Below are 14,125 nucleotides of genomic sequence, written 5' to 3' on the forward strand. Positions count from 1 at the left end.
AGTTAGCGCATTGGTAAAATAAGTCAAGGCAGTGTCGAAATTTATAAATAAGATAGGTGGAGCAGATTGCTAATTAGGTAATCTGCTCTGGGTAAAAATAGGGTTCATATTAAATTCATTATGACAGTGAGGAGGGGCGGAGGTTACAATCTACGTTTTACTGGCATTAAAGAGATTGTTTGTTTCATAATTTCGCTAAGTTTCTTTTTCTCATGTTCTGCTATATATTTACAAATCTCATCATGTCGAATATGCTGTTCCAGTTGTTTTTTATCCATTTTGATGTCATTGCGGATAAACCATTTAATGGTTTCAATGTCCCCGCGTAAATCATAACCTCGCAGTACAATATGGCGAAAATGTGTGTTGCTGATATCTGTCTTCTTCTTTAGTTCACTGAAGAAAGAGCTCATTTCATTTTCATTGGCACTTAGATAAACCTGGCAGTTATCAGAGATAGTAAAGTTAAGGTTTTTCTTCTGAAGCAAATCCATTATCTGCAGACTTTCGCTGTTGAGGTAGTTGAAAATTACTGGACTGCTATCCTTCATACTAATATGACGAATGAGCATTTTGGCTTTGAAATCGCCTAATGAATAGCAAATTTCAAAAATACCGTGACCCTGGTTATCTCTGTGGTTTATATCGCAACCGGCCTGTACCATCAAATCAAAGATAGAGTGATTTTTTACGTAAAAAAGTATTGTTCTTCCGCATTTATCCACATTGTTGACATTAATTCCAGCATTGATCAGGGTTTTGCAACAGGATATATTATCAGCTAACGAGCATAAACAGGTTTGGCCGAGACCATTTTTATGGTGTATATCTACGCCGGAATCAATCAATTTTTTCAGTATGTGAGGATTTCGCTGGTTAAACAAAACATTGTGACCATAGTTGTCAGCATGGTTAAAATCTATTCCTGCTTTAACCAGAGTGTCAATCATTCTTGGGTTTTTACAGTAAAACAGTAAATTTCTTCCAAACGAATCCAGTGTATTAATATCGGAGCCTGCATTAATGCAAGCCTGAATGTCTTTTGGAGTTTTACAAGAGAGTAATGTATTTATTGCGTTGTTATTCATAATTTTTCTCCTCTGTTAAGCGACTAATCTGATATAGTTGTCATGGTTGGTTTTATATTCCTCTATTTTTTTAATGTCTTCGTAAATTCGAGCGAGTGAAAACCATGAGATCTCTTTCAACATGTTTTTGTTGCTTACATACAAAATGTTACCACCGCGAAATGAAAAAGCATTATGGAATGTACTTTCATTCGTCGTTTTGAGAAATCGAATGAAATTTTTTATTGTCTCTTTTTTGTTCATGTTATAAGAGGTGAATGTATAGATAGAGAATACGGTTAAAATATTTCTCTTCGAGACCATATGTCTTGAGAAATAATCGAAATAAAATCTTTGCTCCTGAGTGTCACTTTTGCAGAAAAAAGAAAATTGTGGATTATATAATCTATAAAGATCTGCGTTCTTTTTTGTTTTGGCGAGATAGTTAGTCAGGCTTGGATATTTTGTTTTATTCATTTTAGTTCTCCTTTATTTAATTAACAAAGGAAATATATATTATTAAATAAACAAAATGCAAATATATTTTTATATTTATTTAATTAAATAGTTATATTTTTATTATATTTCATATAAGGTGTTGTTTTTTATTGTTATTTTATTTTTATCAAAAAGTGCTGTGTTTTATTTGATTGATTTGGTTTGAGAGTAGTGATTGATATAGTATGAATTGGCGATGAGGGTGTTTTAAAAAATAAATTTATCAAAGTGCAAAGGTGCAATGTGGGGCTTTGTATTAAATTAATGATGTTCGCGCCCCTTGGCTATCTAACTAAAGGTTAAAGCCAAGGGGAGAGTGTTCAGGCAGATTCAATTCATAATCTTTTTTTTGTAATTGCTTTACAGGTAACTGGTTGAAGCGTTGTTCGTAAAACCTTTTGCTCTCTCTGTAATTTGTCCTGGAGGATTTCTTCATAAAAGTAGCGTTCTTTTAGCGATTCTATATCAACTTTTATATCATTACGTATTAACCATTTAATTAGGGAAGGTGCGAACAAGTCCCTGATATGAGATCATGTTTGTCATCTGGAGCCATGGAACAGGGTTCATCATGAGTCATCAACTTACCTTCGCCGACAGTGAATTCAGCAGTAAGCGCCGTCAGACCAGAAAAGAGATTTTCTTGTCCCGTATGGAGCAGATTCTGCCATGGCAAAACATGGTGGAAGTCATCGAGCCGTTTTACCCCAAGGCTGGTAATGGCCGGCGACCTTATCCGCTGGAAACCATGCTACGCATTCACTGCATGCAGCATTGGTACAACCTGAGCGATGGCGCGATGGAAGATGCTCTGTACGAAATCGCCTCCATGCGTCGGTTTGCCCGGTTATCCCTGGATAGCGCCTTGCCTGACCGCACCACCATCATGAATTTCCGCCACCTGCTGGAGCAGCATCAACTGGCCCGCCAATTGTTCAAGACCATCAATCGCTGGCTGGCCGAAGCAGGCGTCATGATGACTCAAGGCACCTTGGTCGATGCCACCATCATTGAGGCACCCAGCTCGACCAAGAACAAAGAGCAGCAACGCGATCCGGAGATGCATCAGACCAAGAAAGGCAATCAGTGGCACTTTGGCATGAAGGCCCACATTGGTGTCGATGCCAAGAGTGGCCTGACCCACAGCCTAGTCACCACCGCGGCCAACGAGCATGACCTCAATCAGCTGGGTAATCTGCTGCATGGAGAGGAGCAATTTGTCTCAGCCGATGCCGGCTACCAAGGGGCGCCACAGCGCGAGGAGCTGGCCGAGGTGGATGTGGACTGGCTGATCGCCGAGCGCCCCGGCAAGGTAAGAACCTTGAAACAGCATCCACGCAAGAACAAAACGGCCATCAACATCGAATACATGAAAGCCAGCATCCGGGCCAAGGTGGAGCACCCATTTCGCATCATCAAGCGACAGTTCGGCTTCGTGAAAGCCAGATACAAGGGGTTGCTGAAAAACGATAACCAACTGGCGATGTTATTCACGCTGGCCAACCTGTTTCGGGCGGACCAAATGATACGTCAGTGGGAGAGATCTCACTAAAAACTGGGGATAACGCCTTAAATGGCGAAGAAACGGTCTAAATAGGCTGATTCAAGGCATTTACGGGAGAAAAAATCGGCTCAAACATGAAGAAATGAAATGACTGAGTCAGCCGAGAAGAATTTCCCCGCTTATTCGCACCTTCCTTAGCAGTCTTCCTGCATAGTGCGTCAGTAGATATGTACTGCTTATGTAAAACCAAACATGACTAATGTCTGTCAGCTTCTTTAGTTGTAAAATTAATTTTTTAGCGTCGGCATTTGTTGGTGTTATGATACATTTATCACTTATCTCAAATTCATTTTTTTGTTTTATAAGCAATGACAACAGCTCAATTGATTTAAATGTAATGTTCTTGAATACAATTTTTGAACTATTTGTAAGGTGAATATTACGGATAAGGAAGCGCATGTAGTTATCATTTTTAGATTCCCAGTGCGTATATTTACCAACTATGCTATTATTTTCTGACTGCCAGTGATCGAATGCTGTCTGTCCACTTATATTTTTATGATTAATGTCGCAACCTGCCTCAATTAGTGCATCGTACACATATCCTTCAAATGGAATGAAAAGAAAGGAATTGCCATAGCTATCTTTGGTATGGATATCTAGTCCTGCTTTGATAAGATATTTTACTAACCCTGGTGAAACATCAATATGTTGAATCGCAAGGGTGCCTGACTTATTCCGGTGGTTAACATTAATACCATTGCTGACAAGAAGTTCCACTGTTTCAACATTTTGAGCATAGAATAATGCATTATTACCGTCATTATCCAAGTGGTGAATGTCAATGTCAGCGTCAATCATTGCCTGTATAGCTTCAGGTACATTACAGGTAAAAAGAGCAGTTTGACCTTTACTATTGCACATATTTATATCCATGCCAGCCTTAAGGCAACGAAGGACACCATTTTTAGACTTTACACGGAATAGGTTATTTTTATTATTTTCTCTTGATATCATTGTTTATCTCCTTTTTTGTTGTTTTCAAGATATTAATGACACCAGATTTTACGGTATTCAAATTTATTTTTGTTTTATTAGGGGGTATCTGATTTGGTTTGCTTAAGGTTATTCTTAACTTAATGGAACATAGGGGCGTTAAGGTTATCCTATGTGATGTGGATTAACCATTTTCACAAGAATATTTATCCATATTGGAGCTAATCTGTATAAAGGAGATAATTAGAGGCTCAGATATTAATACTATAGAGAGTAATGCTATAGGATATGGAAAAGATCATGTAATATAATGGTGGTTATTAATGTTCATCTTAATTTTGGAAATTAAATGAGTAGTGTTTTTTATGAGGTTTTTTGCTGTTGATAATTCTTATTAAAATTTGAAGAGCATCCTTTAAGTTATTCGGCTTGAGGATGCTCATTTAAAATTTAAGCAGCGTAGTCTTTTTCAACAGCCAGGAAGGGGTGATGCTGCCAACTTACTGATTTAGTGTATGATGGTGTTTTTGAGGTGCTCCAGTGGCTTCTGTTTATATCAGCTGTCCCTCCTGTTCAGCTACTGACGGGGTGGTGCGTAACGGTAAAAGTACTGCCGGACATCAGCGCTATCTCTGCTCTCACTGCCGTAAAACATGGCAACTGCAGTTCACTTACACCGCTTCTCAACCCGGTACACACCAGAAAATCATTGATATGGCCATGAATGGTGTTGGATGCCGGGCAACCGCCCGCATTATGGGCGTTGGCCTCAACACGATTTTACGTCACTTAAAAAACTCAGGCCGCAGTCGGTAACCTCGCGCATACAGCCGGGCAGTGATGTGATTGTCTGCGCTGAAATGGACGAACAGTGGGGCTACGTCGGTGCTAAATCACGTCAGCGCTGGCTGTTTTACGCGTATGACAGGCTCCGGAGAACGGTTGTGGCGCACGTATTCGGTGAACGCACTCTGGCCACACTGGAGCGTCTTCTGAGCCTGCTGTCGGCCTTTGAGGTCGTGGTATGGATGACGGATGGCTGGCCGCTGTATGAATCCCACCTGAAGGGAAAGCTGCATGTAATCAGCAAGCGATATACGCAGCGAATTGAGCGGCATAACCTGAATCTGAGGCAGCATCTGGCACGGCTGGGACGGAAGTCGCTGTCGTTCTCAAAATCGGTGGAACTGCATGACAAAGTCATCGGGCATTATCTGAACATAAAACACTATCAATAAGTTGGGGCCATTACCAAATAGTTTATATGCTAAAAATTTAGGGAATCATTTTCCTAATTCTCCAGCTAAAAGTTCAGCCTGCTTCAAAACTGTCTCTGTGGCGAGCAATGACATATCAGGCGGATAACCATATTTTTTGAGCAGACGTTTTACCACCACGCGAATTTTTGCTCTTGCTGCTTCTTTCACTGTCCAGTCAAGACTGACATTGTTGCGGATAGCCTCCGTAAGTACGACTGCCAGTTCTCGTAGTTTTTCCTTTTCCATTAACTCGCGAGCACTGTCGTTATCTGCAACAGCAGAATAGAAGGCATATTCATAAGCGCTGAGGTTTAACTGGGTGGCAAGGCTGTCAGATTCCTGGATAGTCTTGGCAAGCTTGATTAGCTCATCAATTACCTCCGCTGCGGTCAGTACCTTGTTCTGGTAGCCATTGATTGCAGAGGTCAGCATATCAATCAGTTTTTTGCCTTGGGTGATACTTTGATTCGAGCGAACCTTAATCTCGTCAGAAAGCAGTTTTTTAAGCGTTTCCAAAGCAATATTTCTGTGTTGGTAATCCTTCATTTCCTGAAGGAATTCTTCAGAAAGAACGGAAATATCTGGCTTTTGTATCCCAGCAGCGTCAAAAATATCAACAACTTTATCGGTAACCAGAGCCTGATCGATAGTCTGTTTTACCCGAACTTCCAGACTGTCATTGTGTTCTTCTTCTGATCCGTCTGAGTTTTCAGTAAATTTATTCAGTCTGGCTTTTACTGCCTGGAAGAATGCTACTTCGGGTGCCGCTTCCATTGCTTTATCGTGCGGTGTCGCCAATGCAAATGCCTGCGACAAGGCTGCAACCGCAGCCAGGAAACGCATTTTACCTTTACCGTTATCCAGCCCTAAAATATGGTTTTCTGATTCAAGAATAATTGTCAGGCGTTGTGAAGTAGTTGCGGCAAAGTAAGCTTTGTAATCGTAGCCATGCATCATGCCTTCCAGGATTTCCAGCTTTTCCTGCATGAGCGTTACAGCTTCTTCCTGAACCTCAGCAGGATCTCCACGTCCACCTGCATCAGAGTAAAAGGAGAGGGCTTCTTTTAAATCAGAGGCAATGCCCAGATAGTCAACAACCAGACCGCCTATCTTATCTTTATACACACGGTTCACACGGGCAATTGCCTGCATGAGGTTGTGGCCTTTCATTGGTTTGTCGATATACAGCGTATGCATGCTGGGAGCGTCGAAGCCGGTTAACCACATATCACGCACTATCACCAGTTTCAGCTTGTCGTCGTCATCCTTCATACGATTAGCCAAAACCTGACGTTCTTTTTTTGTGGTGTGGTGTTTAGCGATTTCTGGTCCGTCAGCAGCAGAAGAGGTCATGACGACTTTAATCACGCCATCATTTAGATTATCGCTGTGCCATTCAGGTTTTAACTCTATGATTTCTTTATAAAGTTCAGCAGCAATACGACGGGACATGGTGACAATCATGCCCTTGCCATGATCGGCATTAGATTTTAAGCGCTGTTCAAAGTGCTGAACCATATCCGCCGCAATAGCTTTAATACGTTTTGAACTGCCAATCAAACCTTCGATTCTGGCCCATTTAGACCGTTCTTTCTGGGTAAGCGTCAGCTCGTCTTCGTTAAACTCATCGTCGAAGTCTTCAATTAGCTGGCGACCTTCGTCACTGATGGCAATTTTGGCAAGACGGCTTTCATAGAAGATACGCACGGTTGCACCGTCTTCTACGGCCTGTGAGATATCGTAGATATCAACGTAGTTACCAAAAACAGCAGGTGTGTTTACGTCCGTTTTTTCTATGGGGGTTCCGGTAAAGCCAAGATAGGTAGCATTGGGCAAGGCATCACGCATATATTTGGCAAAGCCGTAAACGGTGCGTTTACCTGTTACGTTGCCTTCGCTGTCTTTCACGTCAACTTCTTTGGCGCTGAAACCGTACTGGGAACGGTGTGCTTCATCAGCGATAACGACAATATTAGTTCTGTCGGACAGCAACTCATAGATATTGCTGCCACCATCAGGCTGGAATTTTTGAATAGTAGTAAACACCACACCGCCAGAGGCGACACGCAAATATTCTTTGAGTTCTTCCCGGTTGTTGGCCTGTTTTGGTGTCTGACGAAGTAGCTGAGTGGCAGAAGAAAACGTACCGAATAGCTGATCATCCAAATCGTTACGGTCAGTGATCACTACCACTGTTGGATTATTCAGCGCCAGTACAATCTTCCCGGTATAAAACACCATCGAAAGCGATTTACCGGAACCCTGGGTATGCCACACGACCCCCGCTTTACGATCTCCGGTTTTTTGCGCATTAACAAGAACTTTACTGTTACGTCCCTGCTGGCGCAGTGCTACTTCGGCAGAGGGGGAATCTGCATTTACACCTGAGGCACGAATAGTGGAAAGTACTGCTGCATTAACCGCGTAGTACTGGTGATAAGCAGCCATTTTTTTAACGGTACGGATACTGATAATCCCTTTGCTGTCTTCATGTTTGCTGGCTTCAAACACGATAAAGTGGCGGATCACATCCAACAGCGTTACAGGATTAAGCAACCCCTGTAATAAAACTTCGAGCTGTGGTTGGGTACTGGTAGCTTGTGTTTTACCATTAGCGGTTTTCCATGTCATATAACGACTGAAATCGGCGGAAACCGTTCCCGTTTTGGCTTCCAGTCCGTCTGAAACAACATTAAAGGCATTGTAGGTAAACAGGCTGGGGATTTGGTTCTGATACGTTTTTATCTGGTTATAAGCACCTGCAACCGTTGCATTTTCGTCAGCGGCATTTTTAAGTTCGATAACGACTAACGGCAGACCGTTGATGAATAAAATAAGGTCTGGTCGGCGGGTATGATTGCCTTCTTTAATGGTTATCTGGTTCACAACCAAAAATTCATTATTCGTGGGATCGTTAAAGTCGATCAGGCAGGCCAGCTCTCCTTGTGTATTACCATCCTTGCTGACTTCGATATTGATTCCTTCGGTCAACAGGCGATGAAAGGCCAGATTGTTTGCCATCAGATCAGGTGTGCTTATCTGCATCACCTGTTTTAGCGCTTCCTCACACTTATGCTCACTAAGGTGCGGGTTAATTCGTTGCAATGCTGTACGCACTTTATCTTCAAGGATAACCTGCTGATAGCTACGTAACGGATTGATTCCACTGGGTTCAATGTCCGGGCCGTAAACGTATTCATAACCCAGCCCTTGCAGGTACTCAATCGCCATTACTTCAATATCGGATTCGGTCATCTTTGCCATGCGTACTGTCCTTATTGCTGCTTAACCAGATAGCGGGTTGTGAGCCCGCTTAATTATTTTATGCTACTGATGCGATTGCTTCTTCTGCATACTGAACCCGTACATCACCGCTCATCAGTTTAGGAAGTAGAGTATCGCGCAGGGTTTCGAGGGTTCGGATTTGCCTCATTTTTTCTATTCTTTGATCAAGTAATGGCCCAATTTTCGCCGTCATATTAACTAATTCATTGTTCGAAGGGATTTTTACCATAGCTTCGTCAAGATCTTTTCTTTTAATATGCCCCATTGTCGTTGCATGACTTTGAGATATACTAATGAATTCTTTTAAATAATGTTTACACCATTCTAAATAAAACCATTTAGGGTATGTATCCGATGTAACTTTGAATAAATGTTGATTAAGCACACAAACAGGCCCTGACCAAATTTTTACCATTAGAGATGCAGACCAAGCAAAAATAACATCACCATGATTTACTATATAATCTTCTTTGATGTTAGCAGTAGCTAAATCAGTGTTCGAAGATATACCAGAACTAAGCTCTTTTATCTTCAAAACAGGCATGCTTGGCTCCCCTGAAATTGCAGGGAATTTTTGACAAGCTAAACCATTCGTAAAAGTAGCTACTTTACTTAAAGGCACTGTATCCCATTCCTCCTGCGGCTCCTCAATAAACCACTTCCTGAATATCGTTTCAGCCATAGATTCAAGTGTTTTATTCTGGCGATGAAGCAGGTCTATTTTTTCATCAAGAGATGAAAGGACAGAAGCTATAGCTTTCTGTTCTAACTTTGTGGGTAATAAAAATTCATATTCACATATTTTTTTGGGAGAAGTATGCATTACAGAAGTACCACTTGCAGAGTTTGCAATAAACTCTTGGTACTCACGAGTACGCATCTTCCAATACAAATACATTTTGTCTAAGTCATTATTTAAAATTTGTACTAATCCAACTCGTTGATTATGAAGGTAAATGTTATTGTCATTAGGAACTAATGCAGCATAACCAAGAGTATCTGTTTCCTTACTTAAGTCGGTCATTGTAACTATCAATTCACCACCATTGAACCTATATTGTTCAGGATAGGTTTCACCTGAGTAGTATTTGAATTTAGAGGATTTGAAGCCACCTCCAATATTGAAGTTTCCTGGCGTTACAAGGATTTTTTTTGTTTCTTGTGAAGTGATAAATTTACCGGGGAAAGCATATCCGTGTTTAATCGTAACAAAGTCACCAAGCTTCACTACATTTTTAAAAGTCATAAAACCACCTTTGCCAAATTATCAGCGATAGCTTTATTTAATCGTGATTCTTCTTCCAATTGTGCTTCAAACTCCGCTTTAAGAGCCGTAAAGCGTTCTTTAAAGTCGAAATCGTCTTCTTCATCAGCAAGACCAACATAACGGCCAGGTGTCAGCACATAATCGAGTTTAGCAACTTCAGCAATGTCTACTGACGCACAGAAACCAGCGACGTCTTTGTAGTCGCCACCTTTGTTACGCCAGTTATGATAGGTATCAGCGATGGTTTTTATATCGTCGTCAGAAAGTACTTTGGTACGACGATTAATTAAATGACCGAGATTACGGGCATCAATAAACAGAATTTCTTTACTACGATCACGATACTGGTTGCTGTTATGACGGTCACGGCGCATAAACCATAATGCAGCAGGGATCTGAGTATTCAGGAACAGCTTTGCCGGTAAGTTGACGATACAGTCAATCACATTGGCATCTTTTACCAGTGCAGCACGAATATCACCTTCACCAGAGCTTTTAGAAGTTAATGCCCCCTTTTGCCAGAACAACACCCGCTTGCCCTTTAGGAGACAAGTGATACAAAAAATGTTGCATCCATGCAAAGTTAGCGTTGCCAGCAGGTGGAATGCCATATTGCCAGCGGGCATCACCACGAAGCTGCTCACCAGACCAGTCGGAAACGTTAAACGGTGGGTTAGCTATGATAAAATCAGATTTCAAATCTTTGTGAGCATCGTTAAGAAATGAACCTTCATTATTCCAGCGAACGTGTTCAGAATTAATCCCACGAATTGCCAGGTTCATTTTTGCCAGACGCCAAGTGGTCTGGTTGGACTCCTGCCCATAGATCGAAATATCGTCAATATTTCCCTGATGTGCTTCTACAAATTTTTCTGACTGAACGAACATACCACCAGAACCACAGCAGGGATCAAAGACACGGCCTTTATAGGGTTCCAGCATGTTAACCAGCAGGCTTACAATAGATTTTGGCGTATAGAACTGGCCGCCTTGTTTGCCTTCTGCCAGTGCAAATTCACCTAGGAAGTATTCGAATACGTGACCTAAAACGTCAGCAGAGCGTGCTTTGGCATCTCCTAGTGCAATGTTGCCAATCAGATCTATCAGCTCACCCAGAACAGTGGCGTCGAGGTTTTGTCGGGCATAGACTTTCGGCAACACACCTTTTAACTGTGGATTGCCCGCTTCGATAAGCTCCATCGCATCATCAACCATCTTACCGATTTCAGGAAGCTTGGCCTTAGAAATCAGATAGTTCCAACGTGCAAGCTCAGGGACAAAGAAAACGTTGTAAGCGGTGTACTCGTCTTTGTCTTCCGGATCAGCACCTGCGAACTCGCCTTTACCGGCTTTCAGCAACTCATAATGAGATTCAAAAGAATCAGAAATGTACTTAAGGAAAATGAGGCCTAGTACGACGTGCTTGTACTCGGCTGCATCAATGTTTTTACGCAGTTTGTCTGCCGCTTTCCACAGGATGACCTCTAACGGGTCTGTTTTGATTTCTTTAGGTTTTCTGGCCATTAGCGTAACCTTATGAAGGGGGAAGATGGCCCTATTTTGCCTTAAAGTTCCGCTTGTTACGAGCTTATACAGCGATTAATTATTATCTGGTTTTAGTGTGTTCGTGTAGCTCAGCAAGTGCAATGACTCATGGAGTAAATGCTTTGTAGCGGGATTGTAGATGTCAGGTCATTGCCGTCAATGGAGCCAGTGTCATTGGCATAATTGCTGCACAGCCGATGCCACGCGCACATTTGCTAGTTCACTGTGGTTCATCGTGTGTACTACACCAGTACGCAGTCCGGGAAGTAACGGCATGGCAGAATCGTTTGTAAAGACGTTCAAGCGGGATTATGTGTACGTAGATGATCTGCTGGATGCAGTCTAAATGATGGAAACAATGGCAGAATAGATAGAGGATTATAATAATCTGCATCCACACAAGGGGTTGAACATGAAATCGCCACGCGAATATCGTGATGCCATATTAGCAGTTAATTAGCCGTGTCCGTTTTAGCAGGGACAACTCCAGTATTCAAAAAAGCTTTCTTAGTGCATATGCATGAGGTGAATAGATGTACAGGCTATGACAAACCATAGTTGTAATTTTTAATGTTTAAAATTCTCCGTTACAGTAGGACATTCCTTGTACATTAAATTCCATCTAAGGTTGAATTTTTAATTTAATAAGGTCGCAATCTAAAATGATGTGTATGGGGTTATTTGTAAGATGATTTTTTATTTTTGATAGTGGTGATTAAGGGAGCGGGTAATGTTTGTCTATTCAAAAATATAGAGATTCAAGGTTGGTAGCAGTTTGGCTTCTTTTCTAACCGAAGGGCAGAAAAGCAAGGGGAACTCGAAGAAGCAAGCGCAGCGGCTTCGCAGAGTTAGCCCTTGCTTCATTTCGCTATAATAATAAAAAATCGCAGTGCCTGATATTTTATATAAAGATATACAGCTTAACTTGCATTTATTTTAAAGCTTCTCTTGCAGCACAGAAGATGCTATAAATTTCCGCTTCGGTTGAATAGATGACACTGTATGGTGCTTATAATTAAAAAATTATTCACTCAAGCAATTATTTTTATAATAAATATTATTTATTTAACAAAAACGCTTGACATTCTTTCTTAAAGTGATTAATTGTAATGTTGTATAAACTTAAAACAAGAGGTTAAATAATGACTGAATATAATACGGCCTTCAATGAAGTAGACTTGCTTATGAATGAGATGCTTGAGAAATTAAATATATCATTAAATGAAACGAATTTATATCCAACTGATGATATGTTTCGGATAATTGTGCAAGAGATTGATGTTGAAAATTTAAAAATACTATCTTTTATTTATAACGAAGGATCTCAAGAGGTTATAGACAATATGACTTCCGTAATAAAAGAATTCATGTACTGGTGGGGAGATAATTTAGATTATGGTACTATTAATATCCAATCTCTAATTGCAAAAAAAGAAGAAAAAATAATTTCTTCAATCATATTAGAAAATTCAGATAAAGCTAAAAACATAAAAAGAATTTGATGGTTAATTGCAATCCTGACAATCATGCTCTCATGACCATTTTTTAGAGGGATGAGGGGCTGTTGCATTCACTTCATAGGAATACCTACTCATAGAGGCTGTCTGGCACGAGCGAAGCTCTTTGATCTGTTTCTTGACTGCGAAGATCTCTGTTTTAGCTAACTCACTATTGCTACTTTTTGCATCAAGATGGCTTATAAGGCGGTTCAGCTTTTGGGATATGTTAGACTGTGATTTCCAAGCTTCAACATTGATAGCAGGAACGACAGGAGGAAGCCTATCAAAGAGGTTAATCGAAGCCATTCGCCTTGCTTTTGTTTCCACGTTTAGCATTAAGAATCTCAGTGTAGGTCAATCTTCGTGCTTAGATTTTGATTTTTTCAACAGAACGGTGAAAAGAGCAAGGGACAAGAGAAGCGGAGCTTCTCTTAGTCATACCTTGCTAACATTCCTATATATCATTTAGAATCTTAGACCATATTTTATTTCTCTTTCTTTAAATGCATCCTGGCCTCCCTCCAGAATTTCACATACATGTTGCCTTATACCCATACTCTTGAGAAGGCAAGTATCCTGTATTTTTTCAAAAGTATTTTCAAGTGCATTACTGATATATTCAAACTGATACTCTTCATTCTCACCATCTTTAATTTGACCAGTTTGGTTTGCAACAATAACACATTCTGAATCAGCGGAAACAACAAGGTTTGCGTTATGAGTAACCAATATTATTTGTCTCGTTTTTTTGCGTTGCTTAATAAACCTGTTCAACTGTTCATAAATAGTTCTGTTATCTAAGTTATCTTCTGGTTGATCTATGAGTATTGGATGCGATGCATTGCTCAGGTGCAGCAATAAATTCAAAAGAACTAACCCTCTTTTACCGGGAGACATTTTTATTATTTCATCATTATTATAGATAATTTCATAATCAATGAAGAAATAGTCATCGTAGAGTGTGTAAAGGATATCCTTTTTAGTAATCCCTTTCTTCACTTTGGGACAGGTTTCTTTTTTTGTATTTGCTAAAATGGTATTTATTTTTTCTATATGGTTTACTACATCAAAAGCAAAAATCTCTTTAGGATCATATGCATCACCCATTAAAGGTTGTAAATTGCCTCTCATGTCATAATTATCTATGAATTTATCAAATCCATCTTTATTGAAACTCAGTTTAGGGTGATGCTGCCAACTTACTG

8 protein-coding genes and 4 pseudogenes are annotated in these 14,125 nt (G+C 40.5%); 4 read left to right on the forward strand and 8 right to left on the reverse strand.

The window, feature by feature from the left end; genetic code table 11:
* Nucleotides 1–143: 143 nt before the first annotated feature.
* Complete coding sequence (locus HV302_RS05390) at nucleotides 144–1,088, reverse strand: ankyrin repeat domain-containing protein (RefSeq protein ID WP_181627011.1); 945 nt, start codon at nucleotides 1,086–1,088, stop codon at nucleotides 144–146.
* A 15-nt stretch (nucleotides 1,089–1,103) separates the two neighbouring features.
* Nucleotides 1,104–1,544 (reverse strand): hypothetical protein, encoded by a 441-nt coding sequence (locus HV302_RS05395; RefSeq protein WP_159140893.1) that lies wholly within the window; start codon nucleotides 1,542–1,544, stop codon nucleotides 1,104–1,106.
* Between the two features lie 592 nt (nucleotides 1,545–2,136).
* Here HV302_RS05395 and HV302_RS05400 point away from each other — a divergent pair.
* Entirely contained in the window at nucleotides 2,137–3,117 is a 981-nt protein-coding gene (locus HV302_RS05400; protein WP_042934497.1) for an IS5-like element IS5 family transposase, read from the forward strand.
* Between the two features lie 108 nt (nucleotides 3,118–3,225).
* Here the strand turns inward: HV302_RS05400 and HV302_RS05405 are convergent, their stop codons facing one another.
* Nucleotides 3,226–4,086, reverse strand: coding sequence for an ankyrin repeat domain-containing protein (locus HV302_RS05405; RefSeq protein WP_181627012.1), 861 nt, complete (start codon nucleotides 4,084–4,086; stop codon nucleotides 3,226–3,228).
* A gap of 519 nt (nucleotides 4,087–4,605) precedes the next feature.
* On the opposite strand from HV302_RS05405, the gene HV302_RS05410 reads away from it, so the two are divergent.
* A protein-coding gene (locus tag HV302_RS05410; protein ID WP_250884416.1) for an IS1 family transposase occupies nucleotides 4,606–5,303 on the forward strand; the annotation gives its coding sequence in 2 pieces (ribosomal slippage) (nucleotides 4,606–4,855 and nucleotides 4,855–5,303; 699 coding nt in all).
* Nucleotides 5,304–5,348: 45 nt separating this feature from the next.
* Here the strand turns inward: HV302_RS05410 and HV302_RS05415 are convergent.
* The 3 genes and pseudogenes from HV302_RS05415 to HV302_RS05425 form a co-directional block, all read right to left on the reverse strand.
* Complete coding sequence (locus tag HV302_RS05415; protein WP_159140931.1) at nucleotides 5,349–8,588, reverse strand: type I restriction endonuclease subunit R; 3,240 nt, start codon at nucleotides 8,586–8,588, stop codon at nucleotides 5,349–5,351.
* A gap of 58 nt (nucleotides 8,589–8,646) precedes the next feature.
* Nucleotides 8,647–9,855, reverse strand: a complete 1,209-nt coding sequence (locus HV302_RS05420; RefSeq protein ID WP_159140930.1) for a restriction endonuclease subunit S — start codon at nucleotides 9,853–9,855, stop codon at nucleotides 8,647–8,649.
* Nucleotides 9,852–11,400: pseudogene (locus tag HV302_RS05425) on the reverse strand (N-6 DNA methylase). Before HV302_RS05425 ends, HV302_RS05420 begins: the two are co-directional and overlap by 4 nt.
* 211 nt (nucleotides 11,401–11,611) lie before the next feature.
* Here HV302_RS05425 and HV302_RS05430 point away from each other — a divergent pair.
* Together HV302_RS05430 and HV302_RS05435 are read left to right on the forward strand one after the other, a co-directional pair.
* Nucleotides 11,612–11,881 (forward strand): annotated as a pseudogene (locus tag HV302_RS05430) (integrase core domain-containing protein); the annotation flags it as partial.
* 682 nt (nucleotides 11,882–12,563) lie between these two features.
* Nucleotides 12,564–12,923 (forward strand): hypothetical protein, encoded by a 360-nt coding sequence (locus tag HV302_RS05435; RefSeq protein WP_048213044.1) that lies wholly within the window; start codon nucleotides 12,564–12,566, stop codon nucleotides 12,921–12,923.
* 30 nt (nucleotides 12,924–12,953) lie between these two features.
* Here the strand turns inward: HV302_RS05435 and HV302_RS05440 are convergent.
* Nucleotides 12,954–13,266, reverse strand: a pseudogene (locus HV302_RS05440) (hypothetical protein); the annotation flags it as partial.
* 119 nt (nucleotides 13,267–13,385) lie between these two features.
* A pseudogene (locus tag HV302_RS05445) lies at nucleotides 13,386–14,105 on the reverse strand (TrlF family ATPase); the annotation flags it as partial.
* Nucleotides 14,106–14,125 lie beyond the last annotated feature (20 nt).

This window comes from Citrobacter sp. RHBSTW-00859, assembly GCF_013729795.1.
GTDB lineage: Bacteria > Pseudomonadota > Gammaproteobacteria > Enterobacterales > Enterobacteriaceae > Citrobacter > Citrobacter braakii.